At 64.9% G+C, this 24,146-nt stretch carries 23 protein-coding genes; 16 read left to right on the plus strand and 7 right to left on the minus strand.

All coding sequences use genetic code 11. The features are described 5' to 3' along the window. Positions 1-95: 95 nt before the first annotated feature. Complete coding sequence (locus AC50X5_RS05980; protein WP_494975158.1) at positions 96-755, plus strand: GntR family transcriptional regulator; 660 nt, start codon at positions 96-98, stop codon at positions 753-755. A gap of 95 nt (positions 756-850) precedes the next feature. After that, positions 851-1,483, plus strand: coding sequence for a nucleoside/nucleotide kinase family protein (locus tag AC50X5_RS05985; protein WP_494975159.1), 633 nt, complete (start codon positions 851-853; stop codon positions 1,481-1,483). Between the two features lie 12 nt (positions 1,484-1,495). Here the strand turns inward: AC50X5_RS05985 and AC50X5_RS05990 are convergent, their stop codons facing one another. Next, entirely contained in the window at positions 1,496-2,506 is a 1,011-nt protein-coding gene (locus AC50X5_RS05990) for a YdcF family protein (RefSeq protein WP_494975160.1), read from the minus strand. Between the two features lie 96 nt (positions 2,507-2,602). Next, positions 2,603-3,409 carry a hypothetical protein gene (locus tag AC50X5_RS05995; RefSeq protein WP_494975161.1) on the minus strand — a complete coding sequence of 269 codons (807 nt, stop codon included), beginning with the start codon at positions 3,407-3,409 and terminating at the stop codon, positions 2,603-2,605. A gap of 893 nt (positions 3,410-4,302) precedes the next feature. Between AC50X5_RS05995 and AC50X5_RS06000 the strand changes: the two genes are divergently transcribed. The 3 genes from AC50X5_RS06000 (at position 4,303) to AC50X5_RS06010 (ending at position 7,499) form a co-directional block, all read left to right on the plus strand. Next, the gene (locus AC50X5_RS06000; RefSeq protein WP_494975162.1) at positions 4,303-5,643 is read left to right on the plus strand and encodes an ice-binding family protein; all 1,341 of its coding nucleotides are present in this window, start codon (positions 4,303-4,305) and stop codon (positions 5,641-5,643) included. Between the two features lie 322 nt (positions 5,644-5,965). Next, positions 5,966-6,370: a class F sortase gene (locus tag AC50X5_RS06005; protein WP_494975163.1), complete on the plus strand. Its 405-nt coding sequence runs from the start codon at positions 5,966-5,968 to the stop codon at positions 6,368-6,370. A gap of 139 nt (positions 6,371-6,509) precedes the next feature. Further along, positions 6,510-7,499, plus strand: a complete 990-nt coding sequence (locus AC50X5_RS06010) for an aldo/keto reductase (RefSeq protein ID WP_494975164.1) — start codon at positions 6,510-6,512, stop codon at positions 7,497-7,499. Between the two features lie 30 nt (positions 7,500-7,529). Here AC50X5_RS06010 and AC50X5_RS06015 read toward each other — a convergent pair whose 3' ends face one another. After that, on the minus strand, positions 7,530-8,570 hold the full coding sequence (locus tag AC50X5_RS06015; protein ID WP_494975165.1) for an NAD(P)-dependent alcohol dehydrogenase: 1,041 nt from the start codon (positions 8,568-8,570) through the stop codon (positions 7,530-7,532). A 353-nt stretch (positions 8,571-8,923) separates the two neighbouring features. Here AC50X5_RS06015 and AC50X5_RS06020 point away from each other — a divergent pair, with 353 nt between their 5' ends. Continuing rightward, positions 8,924-9,574: an MBL fold metallo-hydrolase gene (locus AC50X5_RS06020; protein ID WP_494975166.1), complete on the plus strand. Its 651-nt coding sequence runs from the start codon at positions 8,924-8,926 to the stop codon at positions 9,572-9,574. A gap of 84 nt (positions 9,575-9,658) precedes the next feature. Here AC50X5_RS06020 and AC50X5_RS06025 read toward each other — a convergent pair whose 3' ends face one another. After that, positions 9,659-11,554 (minus strand): DEAD/DEAH box helicase, encoded by a 1,896-nt coding sequence (locus tag AC50X5_RS06025; RefSeq protein ID WP_494975167.1) that lies wholly within the window; start codon positions 11,552-11,554, stop codon positions 9,659-9,661. A gap of 618 nt (positions 11,555-12,172) precedes the next feature. Here AC50X5_RS06025 and AC50X5_RS06030 point away from each other — a divergent pair. The 3 genes from AC50X5_RS06030 to AC50X5_RS06040 all read left to right on the plus strand — a co-directional run bounded on the left by AC50X5_RS06030 (position 12,173) and on the right by AC50X5_RS06040 (position 14,461). Next, positions 12,173-12,937 carry a hypothetical protein gene (locus tag AC50X5_RS06030; protein WP_494975168.1) on the plus strand — a complete coding sequence of 255 codons (765 nt, stop codon included), beginning with the start codon at positions 12,173-12,175 and terminating at the stop codon, positions 12,935-12,937. Between the two features lie 170 nt (positions 12,938-13,107). Further along, the gene (locus AC50X5_RS06035; protein WP_494975169.1) at positions 13,108-13,566 is read left to right on the plus strand and encodes a cupredoxin domain-containing protein; all 459 of its coding nucleotides are present in this window, start codon (positions 13,108-13,110) and stop codon (positions 13,564-13,566) included. Positions 13,567-13,753: 187 nt separating this feature from the next. Next, positions 13,754-14,461, plus strand: a complete 708-nt coding sequence (locus tag AC50X5_RS06040) for a class I SAM-dependent methyltransferase (RefSeq protein WP_494975170.1) — start codon at positions 13,754-13,756, stop codon at positions 14,459-14,461. Here AC50X5_RS06040 and AC50X5_RS06045 read toward each other — a convergent pair. Continuing rightward, positions 14,458-15,912 (minus strand): MFS transporter, encoded by a 1,455-nt coding sequence (locus AC50X5_RS06045; RefSeq protein ID WP_494975171.1) that lies wholly within the window; start codon positions 15,910-15,912, stop codon positions 14,458-14,460. The genes AC50X5_RS06040 and AC50X5_RS06045 overlap by 4 nt on opposite strands. 77 nt (positions 15,913-15,989) lie before the next feature. On the opposite strand from AC50X5_RS06045, the gene soxR reads away from it, so the two are divergent. After that, positions 15,990-16,463 carry a redox-sensitive transcriptional activator SoxR gene (gene soxR / locus AC50X5_RS06050; RefSeq protein ID WP_494975172.1) on the plus strand — a complete coding sequence of 158 codons (474 nt, stop codon included), beginning with the start codon at positions 15,990-15,992 and terminating at the stop codon, positions 16,461-16,463. Here the strand turns inward: soxR and AC50X5_RS06055 are convergent. After that, on the minus strand, positions 16,460-17,728 hold the full coding sequence (locus AC50X5_RS06055; protein ID WP_494975173.1) for an MFS transporter: 1,269 nt from the start codon (positions 17,726-17,728) through the stop codon (positions 16,460-16,462). The two genes, soxR and AC50X5_RS06055, sit on opposite strands and share 4 nt — an antisense overlap. A 149-nt stretch (positions 17,729-17,877) precedes the next feature. On the opposite strand from AC50X5_RS06055, the gene AC50X5_RS06060 reads away from it, so the two are divergent. The 6 genes from AC50X5_RS06060 (at position 17,878) to AC50X5_RS06085 (ending at position 23,113) form a co-directional block, all read left to right on the plus strand. After that, positions 17,878-18,789 carry a DNA/RNA non-specific endonuclease gene (locus tag AC50X5_RS06060; protein ID WP_494975174.1) on the plus strand — a complete coding sequence of 304 codons (912 nt, stop codon included), beginning with the start codon at positions 17,878-17,880 and terminating at the stop codon, positions 18,787-18,789. A gap of 81 nt (positions 18,790-18,870) precedes the next feature. Further along, positions 18,871-20,010 (plus strand): L-talarate/galactarate dehydratase, encoded by a 1,140-nt coding sequence (locus AC50X5_RS06065; RefSeq protein ID WP_494975175.1) that lies wholly within the window; start codon positions 18,871-18,873, stop codon positions 20,008-20,010. Positions 20,011-20,020: 10 nt separating this feature from the next. Further along, a complete protein-coding gene (locus AC50X5_RS06070; protein WP_494975176.1) occupies positions 20,021-20,716 on the plus strand; it encodes a FadR/GntR family transcriptional regulator in 696 nt (231 codons plus the stop codon). Positions 20,717-20,741: 25 nt separating this feature from the next. Further along, positions 20,742-21,656, plus strand: a complete 915-nt coding sequence (gene trmB / locus AC50X5_RS06075; protein WP_494975177.1) for a tRNA (guanosine(46)-N7)-methyltransferase TrmB — start codon at positions 20,742-20,744, stop codon at positions 21,654-21,656. 104 nt (positions 21,657-21,760) lie between these two features. Then, positions 21,761-22,585, plus strand: a complete 825-nt coding sequence (locus AC50X5_RS06080) for a DUF1206 domain-containing protein (protein WP_494975178.1) — start codon at positions 21,761-21,763, stop codon at positions 22,583-22,585. A gap of 48 nt (positions 22,586-22,633) precedes the next feature. Further along, positions 22,634-23,113 carry an SRPBCC family protein gene (locus AC50X5_RS06085; protein ID WP_494975179.1) on the plus strand — a complete coding sequence of 160 codons (480 nt, stop codon included), beginning with the start codon at positions 22,634-22,636 and terminating at the stop codon, positions 23,111-23,113. Positions 23,114-23,159: 46 nt separating this feature from the next. Here the strand turns inward: AC50X5_RS06085 and AC50X5_RS06090 are convergent, their stop codons facing one another. Continuing rightward, positions 23,160-24,044: a DMP19 family protein gene (locus tag AC50X5_RS06090; protein WP_494975180.1), complete on the minus strand. Its 885-nt coding sequence runs from the start codon at positions 24,042-24,044 to the stop codon at positions 23,160-23,162. Positions 24,045-24,146: the final 102 nt, after the last annotated feature.

A 24,146-nucleotide genomic window follows, 5' to 3' on the forward strand; every position in this document is an offset into this window, starting at 1 on the left:
GGGCCGCGCCAACCGGCTCCGCGCTTCTGGCGTAGCATCAAAAGGTAAAACATCGACTGTAAACAGTCGACCACTGACATTGAGGACGGACCACGATGGCCGGAGCAACCGCAACCCTATTGGGATTGCAAAAGAAGAGCCTTCGCGAACAGGCGCTGTCCGCTCTGCGTGCCGCCATCACCAGCGGCGAACTGGAGCCGGGCCGCCACCTCGTGGAGACGGAACTGTCGGACATGCTCCAAATCAGCCGTGGCACGCTGCGCGAAGCCCTGCGCCAGCTTGAGCAGGAAGGCCTGCTGTCCGCAGGTCCCCGCGGCCGGCTGTCCGTGCGGCATCTGGACTCCAAGGAGATCCGCGACATTTACGCCGTCCGCGCTGCCCTCGAAGCCCTCGCTGCCCGAACGCTATGCGGACTTCCGGACCGTGTCATTGTGGTCAAGGCGCTGCACGAGGCTATTGATGCCATGGAAGCAGCCCAGGATGAGTCACTGGAGGACAGGGTTGAATCGGACCTCGAATTCCACCGCACCCTGTGCAGGCTGACCGGGAATGAAACTCTGCTGCACTCCTGGAATTCACTGGAGGGTTCCATCCGGATGTCCATTATGTTTGCCGGCCGGGAAAAAGGCATCAGGAACATGGGCGTGAACCGCCACCGGGAAATTGTTGCGGCCATTGAAACAGGCGACGCCACCTTGGCCCGGCAAACCATCATCGACCATATGGAGAATGCTGCCGCCAATCTCATGGCCTGAGGTTGCCTGCCCGCCTGTGCCGCCCTCAAGGATGCCGGCCAAGCGGGACCACGCCCGTATCGGTCACGGCGGCTCCCGCTGGCTAGGCTATAGCCATGGAATCGACTTCGCCTGAACTCACCCGGGCCGTCGAGCGTTTGAGGCGCCGCGCCGCCGGTGGTGACCGCGTCATCCTTGGCATCGCAGGGGCCCCCGGCGCGGGAAAATCCACCGTGGCAGCAGCGGTGCGGGAGCTCCTTAAGCCGGTGGCCGCCGTCGTGGTTCCCATGGACGGTTTCCACCTGGGGAACGCGATCATCGACGGCACTCCGCTGCGAAAGCGTAAGGGCGCACCGGACACATTCGACGCCGGCGGGTACATTTCGTTGCTGGCCCGGCTGGTACGGCGGGACGAGGATGTTGTGTACGCCCCGGAATTCCGCCGCGAGTTGGACGAACCGGTTGCGGCCTCAATTGCCGTCCCGGCGGACGTGCCCGTTGTCATCACCGAAGGCAACTACCTGCTGGCAGATCTCCCGGCCTTCAAGCAGGTCAGATCAATCCTGACGGAGGCCTGGTTCGTGGAAACCCCAGAGGATTTGCGGATCGAACGCCTGGTGGCCCGGCACATGAGGTTCGGCATGGACCGGGCCGCAGCGGCCGCTTGGGCGGCCGGGCCGGACCAGGCCAACGCGGACCTGGTCCAGCGCACCCGGGCGAGTGCCGACGTCATCATTGCGTGGGGCTGACGGCGGTGGGACTCAGACTACAGACGCGTTCAGCAGCGCCACAGTGATCAGCACCGAGATGCCCAGCATCGGCAGGCCGAGCAGGATGTTCGTTAGCCGGTTGTCCCTCATCACGGCCACGAATTCACGCAGGAACGCGCCGGGGATGAAGTACCGTGCGGTCGGGGCGCCCACCACCTCCGCGTTCAGCCGCTGACGACGGCACAGAAGGGCCGCCCGGAGCACGTGGTAGTTGTTGGTGCAGACGAGCAAGGGGCCTTTGATGCCTCTTTCGGCCAGTAGGCGCGCGGAGTTGCCAAGATTTTCACTGGTGGTTCGAGACTGATCCTCTTCCACAACATCGAGCTCGTCGGCGCCCTTTGCCACCAGATACTCCTTCATGGCTTCCGATTCCGCCCGGGGTTCGTCCGGCCCCTGACCACCGGAAGGGACCAGCAGCGGCTTCGCGGGCCTGGTTCGCTCATAGATTTCCAGGGCCTTGTTGAGCCGCGAGGCGAGCAATGGCGTAACGCCGCCGTCGATTAGTCCGGAACCCAGGACAATGACGGCGGCCGGGTTTGAGTCAAAACGCATCCGCGAATACACGACGGCGTAGCCCAGGAACACGACGAAGGCGCAGCCAAGGTAGGAGCACAGGAAGAACGCCAGCACTGCGACGCCGGCCAACACCGGCTGTCCGCTCAGCACCAGGAGAGACGCGATCACCGGAGCCAGGAACACCGTTAGACCAACCACAAACGGCAAAAGGCTGGTGATGCCCCGGCCCTCCTTTCGGACCATGGTCACGCCGTTGGCGATCAGGAACCCGGCGAAGACCAAAGCACACAGCGGAGGGAGGAGCAGCACAGCGAGGTGCAGCCACTCGAACCAGGGATTCAAGGAAATCAGGAACACGAAGAGGGCCTGAAGGAGGAACCAGGACGCCGCAGCCAGCAGCACACCGTTGCGCAGCCTCCGCCGGTCCGTCTGAAACGAGGCGAGGAAAAGGCCGGCAAAAAGGAGGCCAAGGACCAGATTCATCATGATCCAACCCTAGGCAAAACTCCTTCTCCGTGCGGACACTGTGGGGCACTGGCGCATGCCGGGAGTGCCCTCGCCTAGGCCTGGGTGTGCGCAGGTCTAGGCGACCGGCAGCACCAGGAGGTAACCGGAGGGCAGGTCGCTGCTCCAGCGCCGCGGCTCGCGGACAACGAACTGCGTCGCCAACTCCTCGGGGGTAAGCAGGCTGTTAGGAGCGGGCGACGGACCCCATTGACCGCTGCCGTGCGGATAGAGCGGATCCTGGACATGGACGCCAGTGACGGAGAACCCGGCAAACCGGGCGGGATCTCCGAGAGATTCGAACCCACTCATCACCCAGGCGTGGCGACCACGCCACATCACCAGGCCCACCGGTCGGCCTGTGTCCGTAATGGCTCGTGCGGCCGTCCGGAGCGCCTCGCCGTAGTCGGCAATGCTCACCACGGTATAGGGACCCATCCCTGTCTCGGTCAGCACTTGCGCCCAACCCAAAGGATTGGCACCGTTGTACGAGTTGGACGACCGCGCCCGCGCCATCTCCCACAGTTCACTCTGCTGAGCAGGACCAGCCCAAGTACCGCCGCCGGTGTCATCGATGAGGTTGTGCGCCATCTGGATGCTCGCCGCAACACACCAGTCGAAGGTGTACTGCGGCACGAAATCCCCCTCCTGGTAGAGGTTGTAGGCGAACGCCTGAGGCACCGGGGCCGGCGTAAGCACCGGAGTGGGCGCGGGTGTCGGCGTCGGGGTTTTTGGGGCGGGATCTGCAGCAGCCGGCTGGACCGACATGGTCGTGGTCTGCTGGTCGCCGGCGACCCCGTCGAGGCCGGTCGATGGGGTGCAGCCCGCGGCAAGGCTGGCCAGGACTACGAGCCAGGCCAGACGACGGGGATGGGCACCGGTCATGATGGGGCCAGTTTAGCGCGGTGCGTCAGGGCTGGCACAGCAAATGGCGGTCCGACGGTATGTTCGTCGCATGATCCATAACATGCACGAGCGGGTGCTAGCGGCACCGGTAGACGAGGTAGGAATGTTGATCGATTCGCTCGCCAGCAAAAAGGACCGGCTCTGGCCACGAAATGAATGGCCGGCGATGCGCTTAGACAGTCCTCTTAGTGTGGGAGCGGCCGGAGGGCATGGCCCCGTGCGGTATTTTGTGACCTCCTACCAGCCCGGACGACGGGTCGAGTTTCAATTCACTGGCCCAGCCGGTTTCAACGGCGGTCATTCTCTGACCGCGGTGGCCCGCACCGGGAATTCGACCCTGCTCCGCCACGAGCTTCATATGTCACTGAGCGGAACAGCGGTATTCAGCTGGCCGCTATTCTTTCATCCCTTGCATGATGCTCTGATTGAAGACGCCTTAGACCGCGCGGAAAGGGAATGCGGTGCTTCTCCCAGTCCCCGCTCGCGGTCGCTGTGGGTAAAACTTCTTCGCACATCGTTCTCCGGACGGACAGCACGACGGCGGGACTCGCTCTAAAAGTTCTCTTACAGGACCAGCGGGGTTCAGTTCCGATTTTCGGGTAACGGACATCGGCAAGTAATATACCCGGCAAATGGAGTAATACCGGGTTTTTCTTCTCGGAGCCCACCCTTTGGCATTTACCCCATAAATGTCCCTGACCAGCCATGATGCTTGAACTGTGCTTCCGCCTGGCGGCTGGTACCCCTCCTGGCTGTAGCCCGGGCATCTGAGCCTCTAGGCAGGCTGCACTTTCGGGCGTACAGTCCTTCGTTAAAGCTACCTGCGCCCGTGGGCGGCTGGTTTTGGTTTGCCTGTTGGGGGAGGAATTGCCATGCGACACAGTTCTGCACGCGTCGATTCACGAAAGCCGACCACGGGATTAGTGCGACGGAAAGCCGCAGCAGCATTGAGCGCCGCATCGGGGGTCGCCCTCCTGGCCTTTGCCATGCTCTCGCCACAGTCACCCGCGTTCGCGGCCACGGCAGTCGACCTTGGCACCGCAGCCTCATTTTCAGTCCTTGGCGCCCAAACTGTTACCAACACCGGCGCCACCACCTTGGAGGGAGACCTCGGGGTGAGCCCGGGAACTTCAATCACCGGTTTCCCTCCCGGCCAAGTGCTTGCTCCGGCGACTATTCATTTGAATGATGCAGTGGCCCAGCAGGCGCAGGCCGACGCCACAACCGCCTATAACAATGCCGCCGGGCAGCCATCGACGGCCCTTGTAGAGACCGACCTCGCGGGCCAGACGCTGGTTGGGGGTGTCTACACGTCGACCAGCACGATGGGTTTGACCGGACAGCTCACCCTTGATGGCCAGAACGATCCTAGCTCCGTGTTTATCTTCCAGGTCGGCTCCGCATTAAACATCGCTTCGGGCAGCAGCATCCTTCTCATAAACGGCGCCCAGGCCTGCAATGTGTTCTGGCAGGTGGGCAGTTCAGCAACTATAGAAACCGGCGCGGATTTCGTAGGCACTGTCATCGCTCGGGCGTCGGTTACTGTTCAGACTGGCGCAACAGTTGAAGGACGGGCAATCGCCCTCACCGGGGCGGTCACCTTGGATACCAATGTCTTCACCATGCCATCCTGCGACACAACAATACCTACCGGAACCGGCACGGCAACCGCGACGGACACCGGGACCGCCACAGGCACCGCCACCGCAACGGACACCGGGACCGCCACAGGCACCGCCACCGCAACGGACACCGGGACCGCCACAGGCACCGCCACCGCGACCCAAACCGGAACGGCCACCCAAACCGCGACCCAAACCGGAACGGCCACCCAAACCGCGACCCAAACCGGAACGGCCACCCAAACGGCCACCCAAACCGGAACGGCCACCCAAACGGCCACCCAAACCGGAACGGCCACCCAAACCGGAACGGCCACCCAGACGTCAACCGCCACAGGCACCGCCACCCAGACAGCTACAGGCACCGCGACCAAAACGGCCACAGGCAAGGCAACGGCCACGGCCACCAAATCCGTCATCGCTGACAGAAATCGTGGGACCAATGTCGATACTGCGGCCTACGCCTTCGATAACCGCTCCGGGGGCGGATTGACGGCCTCCGGCGCATTCGTGGTCGGGCTGGCCGGGGTGGGCGGAATTCTCCTCGGAGCCTGCTTGATGGTCGGCAAACGCCGGGACAGCGAGGACTAGCGCCTTGCGGCGGCAACGCGTTCCACAAGGCCGGCATTGCTCCAGGTCTGTCTCGGAAGAACGCGCCCGCCGCCTGGCGACCGTCTGTACTGCGGTCCTGCTGACCCTGGTGCTCCTGGGCGGGTGGTGGACACAGGTCAAGATGCCGGATTCCGTTGCATCTCCCGTTTCCACTACCGGCCCTGACCGTTCACTTCCAGCAGCCGCTCCGGCCGTTTCGTATTCACCAGGCGCCGCGTCTGAGTCGTCAGAGGCGGCGCCTGAGGTTCCGGCTTCTGGCACTGGCTCCCCGCCCTTACACATCGCCTATGAGGCAGTGGGCATGGACCAGGCTGTTCTCCCCCTGTCTCCGACTGAGCAGGAGACCGAGCTCGGTTCTATCGTCCCGCCTAAGACCACAGATGCATACTGGCTCAGCATGTATGGAATGCCGGGCGTGGAATCAACGAACACCACTTACATCGTGGGACACAGCTGGGAGGGCCGGACTTCGGCCTTCAACAACATCAGCACCACGGCGAAACCTGGTGATCAGCTCACTGTGACCACCGAAGAAGGGCCCCTGAAATACACCATCGATGAGGTCACCACCGAGGACAAAGACAGCCTTAAAGACAGCTCGATCTGGGTAAAGGTACCGGGCAAGCTTGTCCTCATCACCTGCTACACGGCAGATATATGGGAAACAAACATCATCATCCAGGCCAGCCCCCAGCCTGCCGGTTAGTCCGTGTTCCTTTGCTTTCCGCCGCTCTCCCACACTTTCACCGTCAGGAACCTGCCCTGCACCATGCGCAGGGAATACACCTCCGGATGCCGGGGTTGCCAGCAGTGATCCCATTTACGGAAACGAAACGGAGACACTTATGGCGCAGGTACAGCTCGGTGACAACCTCTCGGTCAGCCCGATCGGCTTCGGCGGAATGGCGCTCACGCCCGTCTACGGCGAGGTAGACCCGGACGATGCCCTGAAAACCCTCCACCACGCCGTCGATTCCGGTGTTACGTTCATTGATACAGCGGACATCTATGGTGGCGGTGGCAACGAGGAACTCATCGCCCGGCTGCTCAAAGAACGACAGGACGAGGTGCAGTTGGCCACCAAGTTCGGCCTGGTGGGCAATCCCTCCACCGGCTACACCGACATCAGGGGCGACGCCGCCTACATTCGGCAGGCAGTCGATGCCAGCCTGCAACGGCTGGGCACGGACGTCATTGATCTCTACTACATGCACCGCCGCGACCTCCGGGTTCCGATTCTGGAAACCGTGGAGGCCATGGCGGCGCTGGTGCAGCAAGGCAAGGTCAAGCACCTTGGCCTGTCCGAGGTGACGGCTGCCGAGCTGGCTGAAGCCCATGCCGTTCATCCGATCGCCGCCGTCCAGAGCGAATGGTCTATCTGGAGCCGGGACGTGGAACGCAACGTTGTTCCTGAAGCGGCCCGCCTGGGTGTGGGCTTTGTGCCGTATTCGCCGCTGGGCCGGGGATTCCTCACCGGCACCGTCGATACGTCCAGCCTGGGAGCCAGCGACTTCCGACGCCGGATCCCCCGGTTTGCGGACGACGCCGCCGCCGCGAACCAGCAGGTGGTGGACACCGTACGTGCCGTCGCGGACCAGCTTTCCGCGACGCCCGCGCAGGTTGCCCTCGCCTGGCTCCTCAACCAAGGCAGACGATTGAACCTGTCGGTGGTCCCCATCCCTGGCACGCGCAAGACACATCGGATCGACGAGAACCTGGGCGCGCTTTCCCTGGAACTGAGCGGCACCCAACTTGAGGCACTGGACCGGGCAGCAGCCGCCGTCGTGGGTTCACGTTCCGCGGACCCCAACTGGGTGTCCGAGGGCCGTGAGTAGGATCAGTTCCCTGGCTTGCAACGGACACCCTTAGAGGGTTGCGGTGTCGATCACAAAGCGGTAGCGGACATCGGAAGCCAGAACGCGCTCGTAGGCTTCGTTGATCTTGTCAGCGGCAATGACTTCGATTTCTGCACCGAGCTTATGCTCTGCGCAGAAGTCGAGCATTTCCTGGGTCTCGCGGATACCGCCGATGGACGAACCGGCGAAGGAGCGGCGGCCAGTGATCAGCGCGAACACGTTCACCGGGAGCGGTTCCGCCGGGGCACCAACGTTCACCAATGCGCCGTCGAGCTTCAGGAGTTGCAGGTATGCGCTGATATCGATCGACGCGCTGACCGTGTTGATGATCAGGTCGAAGGTCCCGGCGAGATGCTGGAAGGTTTCCGGGTCGCTGGTGGCGTAGAAGTAGTCGGCGCCGAGTTGCAGCCCGTCTTCCTGCTTCTTGAGCGACTGCGAGAGGACCGTAACCTCAGCACCCATGGCATGGGCCGTCTTCACGGCCATATGGCCGAGTCCACCAAGTCCCACGACGGCCACCTTCTTGCCGGGCCCGGCGCCCCAGTGCTTCAGGGGCGAGTAGGTGGTAATGCCGGCACACAGCAGCGGCGCGGCCGCGTCGAGGGCAAGGGAAGCGGGGATGGTGACGACAAAGTCCTCGTTCACGACGACGTGGCTGGAGTAGCCACCCTGGGTGATCGTTCCGTCGCGGTCCACGGCGCCATAGGTCCCGATCATGCCCTTGAGGCAGTACTGCTCTTCACCGGCCTGGCAGTTCGCGCACTCCCTGCAGGAATTGACCATGCAGCCGACGCCGACACGGTCGCCCACCTGGTGGCGGGTCACCTCTGCACCCACTTCGCTGACGACGCCGGCGATCTCGTGGCCGGGGACGAGCGGGTATTGCTGTGGTCCCCAGTCACCGCGGACGGTGTGGATGTCAGAGTGGCAGATTCCAGCGAATTTGATGTCGATCAGCACGTCATGCGGGCCCACAGCACGGCGTTCGATAGTAGTCCGGGTCAGGTCGCCGGTAGCGGACGGGGCAGCGAAAGAAACTGCGGCTGTCATGTTTCTCCTGTTGGTTGTTGGTTGAGGAGTGACGGTGGTTATCTTGGAAACGCCGTGCGGTGTCCGGCCATGGTGAACAAGGGCGCGACGGCGCCCGGCCCGACCCTAACGACCCTGCAGGACCAGCCCGTCGGAGGCTCATCGCGGCAACAACGATAACAGTTGAAGCCTGGCCAACGGTGAGGAGCAGCCCGCCATATCGAAGGATCCCAAGCTCAAACCTCCAGACGGCGGTACACCGCCGCGACCGCCGCGTTCCGAATGTGGAAACCGTGGAGGCGAAGGCGGCACTGATGCCGCAAAGCAAGGACTGAGAACCTGGGCATTGGAGGGGCCGTGAATAGACTGGTCGCATGGACTCACTCATTCACGACCTGCGGGACATCACCATCCGGCACATTTCCGTCAGCGAGATGGATAACAACGTCTACCTGCTGACTTCCAAGGCCTCCGGCGCGCAGCTGCTGATCGACGCCGCCGATGATCTTCCGGCCATTCAGGCGCTGCTGTCCGACGCCGCTTCCGACGCTACGGCAGTGCCGCAGCTGGAACTGATTGCCACGACCCATCAGCACTGGGACCACGTGCGGGCGTTGTCGGCACTGGTGGGCCTGACAGGAGCACCCACTGCTGCCGGAACCGACGACGCCGGGGAGCTCCCGGTAGCGGTCAGCCAAACTCTGGAACACGGTGACCCGTGCATTGTGCATGGCTTTGAGCTGACAGCAATTCACCTGCGCGGGCACACTCCGGGATCGATGGCTTTTGTGTACCAGGACCCCGAGGGGCCGGCGCACATCTTCTCCGGAGACTCGCTGTTCCCCGGCGGCGTGGGCAACACCCAGAAGGACGCCGGGCGTTTCAACCAGCTGATCACAGATGTTACGGAACGGCTCTTTGACGCCTACCCGGACAACACTGTTGTTCATCCCGGCCACGGCAAGCCCACCACCCTCGGCGCGGAACGCCCGCACCTTCAGGAGTGGCGCGCCCGCGGCTGGTAACCCTATAGCCAACGAACGGCCGCACCCCTGAAAAGGGGGGCGGCCGTCGTTGGTAATAAACCAGTAATCGAGCCTGTCCGGGCTTTAGCGGCCGCGGCGTTCGTTCGAAGCCGGAGCCGATGCGCGGCGCGGACCGCTGCGGGCGGGACGGCCGCCACCGTTGCCGGTGCCGGCGCTGTAGGATCCGCCTGAGGTGCCACCGGTGTTGGAGGACCAGACGGCCTTGTTTCCACCGTTGCCGGTGCTGCTTGCCGCAGAGCCGGAACGCTGGGCGCCGGTGGCAGCAGCTGCACGCTGGCCGGTTGCGGGACGGCCGCTGCGCTGGCCACCGCCGGTAGCCGGACGTCCGGTGCCACCGCGGGGAGCGGCGCTGCGGGTAACGCGGGAATCGGTGCGGCCCTCAGCGGCGCGTCCGTCCGAACCACGGCCAGCCGATGCACGGCCACCTGCCGCGGGGACGTCGTTGCGGTGCGTTCCGGCTGCGGTACCGCGGCCACGTGCGTTGCGGCGTGCCGCCGCTGCTGCGATAGCACGGTCCTCGTTCTGCTCGTTCATGCGGTCCACTGCCGCGCGGGCCTCGGTGCGGCCTTCGAAGGCCACAGCGCGGCGCTCGGCGCGGGGTACATCGGTGCGTGTTGACTCAGCAGCCACTCGGCCGCGTCCGCCACGTCCGCCACGGCCACCCGCGGTGGGTGCGCCCTGAACTGAACGGTTGGCGCGCTTGCGCTGGGCGTTGGCTCCCGTGGAAGTGCCACCGCCCTGGTTGGATTTTGCTGCCAGCAGTGCGGCGCGGGTGCGGGGATCAACCTTGTCCGCGATGTCGCCTACGAGTTCGGCCACCAGCGGGGAGTTGGCAGTGACGCGCTCAAAGTTGACCTCGACGCCGGCAGCCTTCATGAGCTTCTTGACGTCGCTCTGCTGCTCCGGAAGGGTCAACGTGACAACTGTGCCGTCCGAACCTGCGCGGGCCGTACGGCCTGAGCGGTGCAGGTAGGCCTTGTGCTCTGTGGGCGGATCAACGTGGATCACCAATTCGACATCATCCACGTGGACGCCGCGGGCTGCAACGTCGGTGGCCACCAGGACGCGCACATCGCCGGTGGAAAATTCGGCGAGGTTGCGGTCACGGGCGTTCTGCGACAGGTTGCCGTGCAGGTCAACAGCCGGGATCCCGGCGTCGGTCAGGGTCTTGGCAAGCTTGCGGGCGTGGTGCTTGGTCCGCATGAAGAGGACACGGCGGCCGGCGCCGGAGGCGAGTTCAACGATCAGCTGCTTCTTGACGGTCTGGTCGTTGACCACCAGGACGTGGTGCTCCATGGTGGTAACCGCGGCCTGCGGATCGTCCACGGAGTGGGTCAGCGGGTTGGACAGGTAGCGCTGGACGATTTTGTCCACGCCGTTATCCAGGGTTGCCGAGAACAGCAGGCGCTGGCCCTGGCTGGGGGTCATGTCCATGAGCTTCTTGACCACCGGCAGGAAGCCGAGGTCGGCCATGTGGTCCGCCTCGTCCAGGACGGTGATTTCCACGGCTTCGAGCGTCAGGATGCGCTGGCGAATCAGGTCTTCCAGGCGGCCCGGGCAGGCGATGACGATGTCGACGCCGGCACGCAGCGCCTTCTCCTGGCGCGCCTGGGAGATGCCGCCGTAGATCACGGTGGTGTTCAGGCCCAGCGCCTTGGCCATCGGCTCGATGGTGGCGTTGATCTGGGTGGCCAGTTCACGGGTAGGTGCAAGCACCAGGCCCATGGGGCGGCCGGGCTTACGGAAGTGCTTTGCTTCCCGCTCAGCGAGTCTTGCTACAAGCGGGATGGCGAAGGCAATGGTCTTACCGGAGCCGGTGCGGCCGCGACCAAGGACGTCGCGTCCGGCCAGGGTGTCGGGGAGAGTCTTGACCTGAATGGGGAACGGCTCAACAATTCCCTGCGCGGTCAGCGTGTCTGCAAGTGCTTTGGGAGTTCCAAGGGCAGCAAAAGTAGTCATGTATTTATACGGTCTTTCAGGCGGTATCCAAGCGGATATCGGCCCCCGGTGCCGGTTAGCCCAGGGGTTCGCCGAAGAAAAGTCAGGTGATCAACCAGGCTTTCAGCCCTACAGGCTTTGGCCGGGACCAAATGGAACGCGTTCATCGACGCAGGATGTGCCTCTCACATGAAAAAACCCGCTTCCCCCAATGAAGGGGCTCCAAACAGAGGAGCAAGCGGGCATCACTGCACATCAAGTTCCATCAGTCTAGCATCTTGAAACCAGTGAACGCAGCATGGTGGGTGAACTGTTGCACGATAGGCGAGCGTTTGGCGCGGGAATGGATGCAACAACTGGGCTGGCACTGGCGGGCATCACCCTGCTGGAGCGAAATGCCCATCGGGGACCGTGGATACAACCCCGGAGGCAGGCGCCCTTCAGCGCTCTGGCGGACCCCACCCGGCCCTAATCTCCAAAGCGTTTTACCGTTTTGTGGCCATGGGCCCCTCCATATCCCTGGGCTGTGGCTTGGGACACATTCTCACCCATCCGGAGGGACACCTGCTTCGAAGTACTGTTGTCCCCCTCCCCGGGGAAGCAGGACCACACGCGCTTGTAAATGAGGAGAATTTCGAAATGAACAAGACACTCCGCTTCATGGCAGTACCTACCCTCGCCCTGGGCGCACTTGCCCTTTCCGGATCGCCGGCCATGGCCGCTGACCAGTCCTACCAATCCACCCTGGGCCAGCTCAACGGCAGCTCCGGATCTGCCACCATCACCGTTGATGTCACCGGCAACCAGGCTCACGCCGTCCTCAACGTTTCAGGTATGCCCGCGACGTTCATGGATGCACCGTACCCGCACGTCCAGCACATCCACGGCGGGGCACAGGGCACATGCCCGGACCCCTCGGCCGACAAGGACGGTGACCAGGTCATCTCCACTACCGAAGGTGCACCCAACTACGGCGGCATCGTCACCACCCTCTCCACCACCGGTGATACCAGCCCCGCAGCCGGCCTTGACCTCAAGGTCGCCGGACAGGGTGCCGCGTACACCATCGACCGGACGTTCGAACTGAACGCCGAAACCAAGGCCGCACTCGAAGCCGGCACCGCCGTCGTCGTCGTCCACGGCCTGGACCCGGCAACCCTCAGCCCGGCCGGCGCCGCAGCGAAGTCTGATCTGGTTCCCGAGCTGCCCTTGGCCGCAACGTCACCGGCTCTTTGTGGCACGCTGACCGCTGGCATGGCAATGCCTGTCGGTGGTGCTGACACCGGTGTAACCCAGACCGGAACCGATACCGGCGCCCTGGCACTGGGTGGCGGACTGGTCCTGGCCGCACTTGCCGGCGGCGCTTACGTTGTCCGTCGTCGCAGCGCAGAATCAGCCGGCTAAACACCGCTGACCGGTTCGACACTTGTGACACACAAGAAGCCCGGCCGCTGTGGAGGTTTGAGGACCACCACGGCAGCCGGGCTTTCGGCTCATCACCTGCAACGGGTACGACCCAGCCACCGGACTCTTCAATAACGACTACGTCCAGCAGTTCCCATGAAAGGCCCGCCATGAAAACGAGCATCAGAACCGGCAGCGCACTCGGTCTCGCAGCAGCAGCCGCGCTGGTTTTAACCGGCTGCGCTAACCCCGGCATGTCCGGGTCCGAAACCACAGGAGCACCCACACTTACACAACAGTTCCCGTCAGCCCCTGCCGCCACGGCAGAAGGAACCTCCTCACCCACCAGCACCGGTTCTACGGAAGCGGCCCCGGAACAGGCGGCTCCGGCGAGAATACTCATCAAGGGATTCAAGTACGAGGGAACGGAATCGGTCAGCCCCGGAACGGAGATTACCGTCACCAACGAGGATGTCGAAGCGCACTCAATCACCGCAGACGCCGCAGATGCTTTTGACACCATCACCAAAGTCGGCACCACCACCTTCACGGCTCCCGCCGAACCAGGGACCTACCCCTACCACTGCATCTTCCACGCCAACATGAAAGGCACCCTTACTGTGCAGTGACCCTGAAGGATCCGCGCGGAGGGCCCCGCGCTCCTGCCCGCCTTGTCCACGCCCCGTCCGCCGTTTCGCGGACACGCCGTCGCGACGGCGCCGTGACACGTCCCGAAAGCAACCGGCAGGGCCGTTCGCCCCGCGGTGGTGCCGCCCACTGTTGCGGTGGCGAACCGCCCGGTGCAGGCTTGGATGCATGACGCAGGATACTCACGACGCCGGTTCCCACGATGCGCACGATTACCAGCCAGAACACGGGGACGGCGTGCCCGCTGACGCCGCCCGGATGTGGGACGAAATGTATTTAGCCCGCCCGCAGGTCTGGAGCGGCAAACCCAACCCTCAACTGGTCAAGGAAGCCGCCGGACTCAAGCCGGCGAAGGCCCTGGACCTGGGCTGCGGCGAAGGTGCGGACGCCCTCTGGCTCGCTGAACAGGGCTGGACCGTGACCGCCGTCGACGTTTCCACAGTGGCGTTGGGAAGGGCGAGGGAGCATGCCACCAGCAGCGGACACGCCCACGGCGGCCGGATTTCCTGGGAGCAGCATGACCTGGCGGAATGGACTCCGGAGCCGGAGTTCGCGCTGGTTTCCGCCCAGTTCCTGCACTCCACCGTGCTGCCGTGGCAGCAGGCGCTGGCCGCCGCTGCGGCCGGTGTGTGCCCGGGAGGTACCCTGCTGATTGTGGGCCATCACCCGGACCACTTGCCGCCAGGGGGCAGCCACGAGGGATCGGACATGTTCTTCACGCCGGAGGAGGCGGCCGCCGAGCTACGGCTGGAGACTCCTGAATGGCAGCTTGAAGTCTGCACCGTACGCGAACGCAGGGCCACCGGATCTGACGGCCACGAATTCACCCTTGGCGATGCCGTGGTCCGCGCAACCCGTCTGGTCATTGATATTTAGGCTGGTCCTCGCCGAGTCCCTGACCCCACCCGCGGCGCCACCAGGACCGCTGCGACCGCCAGCACCGCAGCGAAGGCGAAGACCCCTGCGAAGGACTCTTCCGGCGTCGTAAATGCTGCAAAGACCAGCCCCGTGGCGGCAAGGGCCAGCGCTCCGCCCAGCGAGTCCGCGATGGAGAGGGCGGAGCTGTTGAAGCCCTCGGTGTCCTTGGTGGACTGTGCCAGCATCATCACGCTCAGGCGCGGGTACATCAGCCCCATCCCGCCTCCGGCGAACAACCAGGCAACAATCGCGACGGCGGCAGGCCAGTTAAGCGTGGCAGTGGCCAACACTATGCCGATAGCGCCGACGACCATCACGGTACCGAACCATACGGCGGTGCGGTGGCTCAGCCTGGTGCCGAGCCGACCCTGGATCAGTGACGCTGCCGCCCACGCCACGGCTGCCAGGGTGAGCGCCAGGCCGGCAAACGCCGGGGTGAAGGCGTAGCGCTCGATCAGCAGGTACGGCAGGTACACCTCGGCGCCGAAGAACGCCGCGGAGACCATGCCGCGGGACAGGATGACGCTGGGCAGTCCGCGCCGGGAGACCAACGTTCCCGGCGGCAGCAGCGGCCGCACGGCAAGGAGGGCAACCACGACGGCGGCGAGGGCCACGAGCGGTCCGGCCAGCACCAGGCCTTCCGCACGGATCTGGCTGGACAGGTTGAGCGCCAGGACGGCGATGGCAGCCAGCAGGGCCCAGCCGAGCCGGCCGAGGTCCCAGCGGACCGGTTGGGCGGCCGGTTGATGGTCGATCCCGCGTAACACCGGAACGATCATGGCGAGCGCGGGAACCACCAGGAACACCACGCCAAGGAACACCCAATGCCAGCTGATCACCTCAGCAACGACGCCTGCAGCTACCGGGCCTACCAGCGAGGGAATGACCCAGGCGGCGGCGAACGCAGCGAAGATCTTGGCGTGCAGCACCGGCGGGTACACCCGGGCCACCACCACATAGAGGGCCACGGTGATGGCTCCGCCGCCCAGCCCCTGCACCAGCCGGCCCGCCACCAGCGCGCCCATGGTGGTGGAGGTTCCCGCGATCAGCAGGCCCACAACAAACAGGGCTACGGAGGTATAGAGCGGCAGCGCGGGTCCTCGCCTGTCGGACCAGTTTCCGGCTGCGACCATGCCAATGACGCCGGTAGCCAGCGGGCCTGCGAAAGCAAGGGCGTAGAGCGCCGCTCCATCGAGTTCACGGCTGACCAGCGGCATGATGGTGGTGACCGCCAGCGATTCGAAGGCGCTGAGGAAGACCAGCGCGCACGAACCGATGGTGGCCCAGAGGTACGGGCGCCTGAGGATGCCGCCGCTGGTAGGGCCATCCTGCCGGTCCGTCGCCGGGGTCGGCTGGGAAGGTATGGGAGGGCTGGAATCACTCACGGCGGAAGCCTGGTTCGTAGTCATGGACGCAACGCTAGAACCTCAACTATTGTTGAGGTCAAGGGCGGCAGTGGCCCCACATCGGACCATTAGGGGGAAGCATGTCACAGCCCGGCACCACAGCGCACCATACCCTCAGCATCGGTGAGTTGGCCCAGCGCAGCGGGGTGGCGCCGTCGGCCCTTCATTTTTACGAGCGCAGCGGACTGATCAGCTCCGAGCGCACGTCCGGCAACCAGCGAAGGTACCGTCGTGATGCGCTGCGGCGGGTGGCGTTCATCCGAGTGTCCCAGCGGGTAGGCATCCCACTCAAGGAGATCCGCACGGCACTGGAGTCGCTGCCGGATGGCCGGACGCCCACCAAAAGCGACTGGTCCCGGCTCTCGCGCTTGTGGCGGACCGAGCTGGATCAGCGGATTGCCGCCCTGGAACACCTCCGGCGGGATTTGGACGGCTGCATCGGCTGCGGGTGCCTCAGCCTGAAGGCGTGCCGGCTGCAGAACCCCGACGATTCGCTGGGTATCCACGGCTCTGGTGCAAGGCTCTGGACTGAACCGGACGGCGGGGACATCTAACCGCCCACGGACCGCCTGATTCCCGCCCGATAGCCAAACACCGCGGCAAGCGCCCCCACCACCAGGAACAGCGCCCCCGCGGCGGCAAACGTCCCGGTCAGCTGGTGCAGCTGCCCCACCAGCAAAGTGCCGCTGGACCCCAGACCGTACCCGATGCCCTGCATCATCCCGGACAGCCGGGCCGCAGTGTGGCCATCCCGGGTGCGGAGCATGATCATGGTCAGGGCAACAGCCGTGAGGCTCCCCTGCCCCAGCCCCAACAGGCCCACCCACACCCAGACCAGCTCCAGCGGGCCGAAAATACTCAGCGCGAACCCGGTTCCCGTCATCAGCGCCACTGCCACGTTGATGGCCCGCTGGTCCCACATCCTCGCTGCCAATGCCGGGGCGAAGAGGGAACCCAGCATCTGCAGCACAATCGAGGCGGCGACCAGCGCCCCGGCCGTTCCGCCGTCGATACCGCGTTCGCGCAGGATCGGCGAGAGCCACGCGAATCCGCTGAAGGACATCATGGCCTGCAGCACCATAAACAGGGTCACCTGCCAGGCAACACGGGAACGCCAGACGCTGATGCCGCCACCGGCGGGCGGGGCAGGATCGGTGCGCTTCCGGAGTGCCAGCGGCAGGAACAGCAGAAGTACGACGGCGGCGGGAACCGTCCAGAACCACAGCGCCGTAGTCCACTCCCCCGAAGCCGTGTACACCGGGTAGGTGACGCCGGCTCCCAGCGCCGCCGAAGCACAGATCGCAGTAGTGTAAAGGCCGCCCATCAGGCCCAGCCGGTGCGGGAAATCGCGCTTCACCACTCCCGGCAGCAGGACATTGCACAACGCGATCGCCGCCCCGCACAGCGCAGTTCCGGCCAGCAGCGCCGGTAGATGGCCCGAACCCGGCACTTCCCAGGGACGCAGCAGCAGGCCGCCCGTCAGCACTGCCATGGCACCCAAGAGCACCCGCTCGGCTCCAAAGCGGCGGGCCAGGAAGGGAGCAAGTGGCGCAAAAACGCCCAGGAGGGTGACCGGCACGGTGGTGAGCACCACCACCGCCCAGCCCGGCAGGCCGACGTCGGCGGTCAGTTCCGGAAGTACCGCAGAGAAACTGGAGAAGACGGTACGAAGATTCAGCCCGATCAGTACGAGGCAGACGCCCAGGAAGGCGAGCCGGCGGCGATGCGACTGATGATCGGGATGGGCGGGAGTGTGCGGCGCCGCAGCAGGGACTGCACCGGGCGCCGCTCCAGCTGCTGCATCGGGTGCTTGGCTCACGCGCCCATTCTTGCAGGGAGCCGGTACCTGATTCACAAAGCGCGCATTCCGGGCGCTCATGCGGGGGCGGGCCAGGCCTGAATCAACGGGCTGACTAATTCAAACGCCGTGTTCACCTCGCTGTCACCGGCACCTGATAGCTTCTGCGCATGGATGATCTGACGCAGGCCCCGCTCGCTCAAGCACCCCGTGATCTCGCGGACCGGGAAGGCTTTGATGAAACCTTCCTGGGGCCGGTCCTGCCTGTCCCCTCGCTCCGTGGCGTGAAGACCGTAATGCTGCCCTATACGCATTTTTCCGTGCTGCTGCGCCCGGACAAGCGGCTTGCCGCTGTAACGGCGTTGGGGATCGATGGCGGAAAGCTGTTTGAACTGGACCGCTCCGGCATCAACTGGCGGCTGGACCCGCGGGTGCCGACGGACCAGCAGGCAGGTGAGGCCTTGTACGCCCGGAACGACATCGACCGCGGGCACCTGGTCCGCCGGGCATCAGCCGTGTGGGGCACCACGCGGGCTGAAGCCGCTCAGGCTAACCGGGACACCTTCTACTACACCAACGCCGCCCCACAGGCAGCTGACTTCAACCAAGGCATGGAACTCTGGCTGGGGCTGGAGTCCTACCTGCTGGACCACGCCACGGACTACAGCAGGCGGCTGGTGGTATTCACCGGCACCATCTTCGGCAGCAAGGACCCGGTGTACCGCGGCGTCCAGATCCCGCTGCAGTTCTTCAAGGTGGCCGCGTTTATCCAGGACGGCCAGCTGGCTGCCACCGGCTACATCGTGGACCAGACGCCGCAACTGGCCGGACTGCCGGACGTACCGAGGCCCGGGGCGGCCCGGGAAAGCGACACGGAGGCCCCGCCGCTGGGACCGTTCCGCACCTTCCAGGTACCCATCCGGGATATCGCCGCGCTGACCGGGCTGGACCTGGCTCAGCTGGAAGCTGCGGACCGGATGCCGGCGGCGTCCGCACTGCCCACGGCCAGGATAGCCACCACTTGGCGGCTGCTGGGCGCTCCGGAGGACCTGGATCTGGACTTCGAGCTGGAGGAGCGATAGTCCAGCCAACTTGATACACAAGTTGTTGACTTGTATGCTCAGTGAAGTGGCGATGAAGCCCCTTTCAGCCGAGGAGAACCCATGAGCACTGTCGACCTCATTCGACACGTCAAGCTGTCCACCGCCACCCTGCCGCTGGCCGTCCCAATCAGCGACGCAAAAGTGTTCACGGGCCGGCAGAAGCCCATGACCGAAGTGGTGTTCCTGTTCGCGGAGATCACCACGGAACTGGGCCATCACGGACTTGGCTTCAGCTACTCCAAGCGCGCCGGCGGTCCTGCCCAATATGCGCATGCCAAGGAAGTGGCCGAGGGGCTGATCGGCGAGGACCCCAACGACATTGGGAAGATTTACACCAAGCTCCTGTGGGCGGGCGCGTCGGTGGGCAGGTCCGGTGTGGCCACCCAGGCGCTGGCCGCCGTCGACATCGCCCTTTATGACCTGAAAGCCAAGCGTGCCGGACTCCCCCTGGCCAAACTGCTGGGCTCCTACCGCGATTCCGTGCAGACCTACAACACCTCCGGCGGCTTCCTCAACGCCACCCTGGACGAGGTCAGGGAGCGGGCCACGCAATCGCTGGCGGACGGCATTGGCGGCATCAAGATCAAGGTAGGCCTGCCGGACAGCAGGGAAGACCTGCGCCGGGTGGCCGGCATCCGCGAGCACATCGGCTGGGACGTGCCATTGATGGTGGACGCGAACCAGCAGTGGGACCGCGCCACCGCCCTCCGGATGGGACGCCAGCTGGAGGAATTCAACCTGGTTTGGATCGAGGAGCCCCTGGACGCGTACGACTTCGAGGGCCATGCCCACCTGGCCAACGTCTTGGACACCCCTATCGCCACCGGTGAGATGCTGGCCTCCGTGGCTGAACACAAGGGCCTCATCAACGCCCACGGCTGCGACATCATCCAGCCAGACGCCCCGCGGGTCGGCGGCATCACCCAGTTCCTCCGACTCGCCGCGCTGGCGGACGAGCGCGGCCTTGGACTGGCACCGCACTTCGCCATGGAAATCCACTTGCACCTGGCCGCCGCCTACCCGCGCGAGCCCTGGGTGGAGCACTTCGACTGGCTGGATCCGCTCTTCAACGAACGCCTGGAAACCAAGGACGGCCGGATGATCGTTCCGGACCGGCCAGGCCTCGGCGTCACCCTGAGCGATAAGGCCCGGGCCTGGACCACCGAGTCCGTGCAGTTCGGCGGGCCCTCCGCCACGTAACGTAGGAGCCATGAGCCGGAACCTGACCGCTGAGCTGACCGCGGACCTTCGCAGCCGCATCGTCGAAGGTGCCATCCGGCCCGGTGAAAAGCTGCCCAGCGAAAACACCCTGATCAGCGAACACGGCGTCAGCCGCACCGTGGTCCGGGCCGCGCTTACCCGGCTGCAGGCGGAGGGACTGGTGGCCACCGAACGGGGACGTGGCAGCTTTGCGCTCACGCCGCCGTCGTCCGGTACGACGGCGGCTCCCGGCATCCGCACCCCTGTCACCCTGGAGGACCGCATCCACCTCCTGGAGTTCCGGATCGGAGTGGAATCCGAAGCCGCCGCCCTGGCAGCCCTGAACCGCACGGACAGGCACCTCAAAGCCGCGGAGAATGCCCTCGCAGAATTTGCGGACAGCGCCGAACATCCGGCCCTGGCCATGAAGGCGGACTACGAGTTCCACCGGGCCGTGGCTGCGGCCTCCGGGAACCCGTTCTATCTTGACTGCCTGAGCGCCCTGGGGCAGACCATGATCGCCATGCCCCGCACGCGCCTCACCCATGACCAGCCTCACTATGCGCGTGACCACTTCGCGCAAGTGGTCCACGAACACCGCTCAGTGCTGGCCGCCGTCGCCGATGGTGATGGTCTGGCAGCAGCAGCGGCAATGCGCAACCACCTGGCCAACTCGCGCCGCAGGATGCGGGCGCCACAGGAGTAATCCCAGCGCAGGTATTCTGGAAGGGATGAGTGAATCCCCCCAGGCCCCGCAAACACCCCGCCCCGTCACGCCCGGAACGCAGGCATCCTTTGGCACCTACGGCGGCCGGCCGGTGAGTTTTGTGCGCCGCGGGACCCGGCTGCAAGGCCGCCGGCAGACCGCCTGGGAGGATCATGCAGAGCGTTGGGCTATTGACGTTCCCCGGCACGTCGCCAACACCTCCGTCCACCCGGAGTACACCTTCGACGCCGTCGCGGAGTTTGGCCGTAAGGCGCCCCTGGTGGTGGAGATCGGGTCCGGGCTGGGGGACGCAATCTGCCACGCAGCCGCGGAGAACCCGGACAAGGACTTCCTGGCGGTGGAGGTATACACCCCCGGACTGGCCAACACCATCATCAAGATCAACAGCCGCGGCCTGGAAAACGTCCGCGTTGTAGAAGCAAACGCCCCCGAGGTCCTGGCCACCATGCTGCCGGCTGGCTCCGTCAGCGAGCTGTGGGTGTTTTTCCCGGACCCCTGGCACAAATCACGGCATCACAAGCGCCGCCTGATCCAGCCGGAGTTCGCTGCGCTGGCGGCCCGTGCGCTGGACCCGGGCGGATTGTTCCGGATCGCCACCGACTGGTCCAACTACGCCGTGCACGTCCGCGAGGTCATGGCTGCGGCTCCGGACTTTGAAAACCTCCACGAAGGTGAGCGCAGCGGTGCGGACAGCCCGCTCACCCAGGTGTGGGAATCCGGCGTCGAATCCGTGGTGGGCGGCGCGCCCGTGCGCGAAGGCCGCGATCCGGTCAGCACGGCGCACACCGGACCCAACGAAGGCGTGGATCTGGCTGGCGGCTGGGCACCCCGGTTCGAAGGCCGCATCCTGACCAGCTTCGAGGCGAAGGCCCACGAAGCCGGCCGGATGATCTTTGACCTCTGCTACCGAAGGGTCTAGCCGGACCTGTCCGCCACACGGTTCAGCCCGGCAGGCGGTGCTTCCAGAGTGCACCCCGGCATGGCACGATTTAGCCAGTGATGCCACCGCGGTGAGGACCTGACATGAAACGCGAACTTAAGCATGCTGCGGCGGCGGCAGAAGACGTCACCAATTCCCATGCCCTGGAAGTGGTGGCCCGTACGGGCTTCGCAGTGAGCGGACTGCTCCACCTGCTGATCGGCTTCATCGCGATCAGGCTTGCTGTGGGCGGCAGTGGCCGTGCGGACGTCAGCGGCGCGGTGTCCGAACTGGCCAGCCGGCCTGCCGGACCCGTACTGCTGTGGAGCAGTTTCGCTGCATGTGCCGCCCTTGCCCTCTGGCAGGCCAGTGACGCGATCTTCGATTTCAGCCACCTATCCAAACGCAGGAAGGCAGCAACCAAACTGAAGGCCGCGGGGCAGGCCGTCATCTTCGCAGGTTTAGCCGCCACCCTCGCATCCTTCGCTTTGGGCACCGGCTCCAGCGGCGATAACAGCCGCTCCGCTACGGACCTGACCCTGACTATCCTGAAGGCGCCCGGCGGCGTTGCCCTGCTGGTGACGGCGGGCGCCGGCATCGCGATTGCCGGAGCCGTGTATGCAGTCCGCGGCATCCGGAGGTCCTTCGCGAAGCACCTGAGCCTGCCGCGCCAGCCTGCGTTGCGGCGCGCGGTGCTGGGTTTGGGCATCAGCGGCTACGTGGCCAAAGGCGCCGTGCTCCTGCTGGTCGGACTGTTGATCGTCCTCGCCACCCTGCGCGCCACCCCGGAACAGTCCACCGGGCTCGACGGCGGACTGAAGGCCCTCCGGGAGCAACCTTTCGGCGTATACCTGCTCACCGCCGTCGGCCTCGGTTTGATCTGTTACGGCATCTACATGATGGTGCGCGCCCGCCTCGCCCGGATGTAACACACCTCGGCTCCCCCTGTCCTACAGGGAAGCCGATAGGGTGAAGCCATGCCCCAGGTACGCGCCGAACGGTCCATCAGGCTCGATCCTGACACCGCTTTCGCTTTCTCCCAGTCCTCCGGAGCGTTCCGGCGCAAATGGGATCCCTTCATCTCCCGGCAGCACTGGATGGACGGCGCCACGGCTGCCGGAAAGGGTGTCCGGACCCGGACGGTTTCGCGGATGGGCCTGGTGATGGTCAGCGAATATGTGTCCTTCATGCCGCCGCGGAATGTGGGGATGACCATGGTGTCCGGCCCGTGGTTCTTCGAAACGTTCGGCGGCGGCTGGCGTTTCACCGAGGACGACGCCGGCACCCGGGCAGTCTGGAAGTACACCTTTTCCTGCCGCCCCGCGTGGTTGCGGCCGGTTGCGGAGAAGATCGGTACCTGGCTGCTGGACCGGGAGATCGAACGGCGGATCGAGGCGTTTGCCAGGGCGTGTGAAGATCCGGAGCTGGTGCGTGAGTTCTGTTCGCTGAACGGCTGACGAACGCCACCACGTGCCTTAACGCCCAACTCGCTGAGCGAAGGGCTTAGGCGCCTACCTTGGCCGGATCTTCCTCTGCGTCCTCGAAGTCGTCATCGTCTTCGTCTTCCGCTTCTTCGAACTCGACGGCGGCAATGATCTCGCCATTGGCTGGGTTGATCATAAAGGCCTCTTCTTCCTCTTCAACCATGATGAAGTCGCCGTGGTCCGTGGCAAAGTGCCAGGCCAGGACCTTCGCCCCGTCATGCATGTAGTTGGGATCGCCCATGGTGATCCTTTCCAGCGAGTAGCCCGCCACATCGCACAGTTCGCGAATGATCACCTCGAATTCCGGGGCGTTTTCCCGGGATTCCTCTTCGGCTTCCGCCTGGCGCTCGGCCATATCCGGAACGCGGGAAACGCGCACGGCAATATGGGCGTTGAGGTCGTCATTGTCCAGCACCAGGAGGCCCTCCTGGCTGAGCAGCCAGGCGGCGTTGAGGGCGGTGATGTCCTCGGTTTCCAGCAGTGTCTCGAACTCGTTGTCGAGTTCCTCGAGCTCCAGCACGGCCGGGGAAGTCTCGTCATCGTCGTCGGTGTCCCCGTCGAGATATTCGTCAGCTTCGGATTCGCTGAGGGCATCGAACGCGGCAACGGTCCGGTTGAACAGGTCCAGGTGTGCTGTGGCGCCCATGCCCTCGAGGCCCTCGCGGATGTAGGCGTCCAATTCTTCGCGCTCCGGCGCGGTGAAGACGTACTGGGCAAACCCACCGTCCAGCGCCTGGGTGAGGTAGAAGTCAACGTAGTAGCTGCGCAGGGCGTTCGACGCGATCTCATCCGAGCCCAGGAGCTCCTGGTACATCGTGTTCACCACGTCAACGTTGGAGTCGACGACTTCGCTGGCATCCCGGCTGTCGATGGTCAGGACTACGGGGTATTCGTTGTTCGTCATGGCGATCCTCACGGCTGTTGCGGACTGTTCGGGACACTTTCAGAGTAGGACGGGCGCACTCTGCTCCCACCCAGCCCCAAGTGAACGTCAGGCGAAGTTTGA

Source organism: Pseudarthrobacter sp. MDT1-40-2, from assembly GCF_059383595.1.

Excerpts from the sequence above, each read along its gene's own strand:
- AC50X5_RS05980 (WP_494975158.1), top strand. The coding sequence starts at position 96 with ATGGCCGGAGCAACCGCAACCCTATTGGGATTGCAAAAGAAGAGCCTT.
- AC50X5_RS05985 (WP_494975159.1), top strand. The coding sequence starts at position 851 with ATGGAATCGACTTCGCCTGAACTCACCCGGGCCGTCGAGCGTTTGAGG.
- AC50X5_RS05990 (WP_494975160.1), bottom strand. The coding sequence starts at position 2,506 with ATGATGAATCTGGTCCTTGGCCTCCTTTTTGCCGGCCTTTTCCTCGCC.
- AC50X5_RS05995 (WP_494975161.1), bottom strand. The coding sequence starts at position 3,409 with ATGACCGGTGCCCATCCCCGTCGTCTGGCCTGGCTCGTAGTCCTGGCC.
- AC50X5_RS06000 (WP_494975162.1), top strand. The coding sequence starts at position 4,303 with ATGCGACACAGTTCTGCACGCGTCGATTCACGAAAGCCGACCACGGGA.
- AC50X5_RS06005 (WP_494975163.1), top strand. The coding sequence starts at position 5,966 with ATGGACCAGGCTGTTCTCCCCCTGTCTCCGACTGAGCAGGAGACCGAG.
- AC50X5_RS06010 (WP_494975164.1), top strand. The coding sequence starts at position 6,510 with ATGGCGCAGGTACAGCTCGGTGACAACCTCTCGGTCAGCCCGATCGGC.
- AC50X5_RS06015 (WP_494975165.1), bottom strand. The coding sequence starts at position 8,570 with ATGACAGCCGCAGTTTCTTTCGCTGCCCCGTCCGCTACCGGCGACCTG.
- AC50X5_RS06020 (WP_494975166.1), top strand. The coding sequence starts at position 8,924 with ATGGACTCACTCATTCACGACCTGCGGGACATCACCATCCGGCACATT.
- AC50X5_RS06025 (WP_494975167.1), bottom strand. The coding sequence starts at position 11,554 with ATGACTACTTTTGCTGCCCTTGGAACTCCCAAAGCACTTGCAGACACG.
- AC50X5_RS06030 (WP_494975168.1), top strand. The coding sequence starts at position 12,173 with ATGAACAAGACACTCCGCTTCATGGCAGTACCTACCCTCGCCCTGGGC.
- AC50X5_RS06035 (WP_494975169.1), top strand. The coding sequence starts at position 13,108 with ATGAAAACGAGCATCAGAACCGGCAGCGCACTCGGTCTCGCAGCAGCA.
- AC50X5_RS06040 (WP_494975170.1), top strand. The coding sequence starts at position 13,754 with ATGACGCAGGATACTCACGACGCCGGTTCCCACGATGCGCACGATTAC.
- AC50X5_RS06045 (WP_494975171.1), bottom strand. The coding sequence starts at position 15,912 with ATGACTACGAACCAGGCTTCCGCCGTGAGTGATTCCAGCCCTCCCATA.
- soxR (WP_494975172.1), top strand. The coding sequence starts at position 15,990 with ATGTCACAGCCCGGCACCACAGCGCACCATACCCTCAGCATCGGTGAG.
- AC50X5_RS06060 (WP_494975174.1), top strand. The coding sequence starts at position 17,878 with ATGGATGATCTGACGCAGGCCCCGCTCGCTCAAGCACCCCGTGATCTC.
- AC50X5_RS06065 (WP_494975175.1), top strand. The coding sequence starts at position 18,871 with ATGAGCACTGTCGACCTCATTCGACACGTCAAGCTGTCCACCGCCACC.
- AC50X5_RS06070 (WP_494975176.1), top strand. The coding sequence starts at position 20,021 with ATGAGCCGGAACCTGACCGCTGAGCTGACCGCGGACCTTCGCAGCCGC.
- trmB (WP_494975177.1), top strand. The coding sequence starts at position 20,742 with ATGAGTGAATCCCCCCAGGCCCCGCAAACACCCCGCCCCGTCACGCCC.
- AC50X5_RS06080 (WP_494975178.1), top strand. The coding sequence starts at position 21,761 with ATGAAACGCGAACTTAAGCATGCTGCGGCGGCGGCAGAAGACGTCACC.
- AC50X5_RS06085 (WP_494975179.1), top strand. The coding sequence starts at position 22,634 with ATGCCCCAGGTACGCGCCGAACGGTCCATCAGGCTCGATCCTGACACC.
- AC50X5_RS06090 (WP_494975180.1), bottom strand. The coding sequence starts at position 24,044 with ATGACGAACAACGAATACCCCGTAGTCCTGACCATCGACAGCCGGGAT.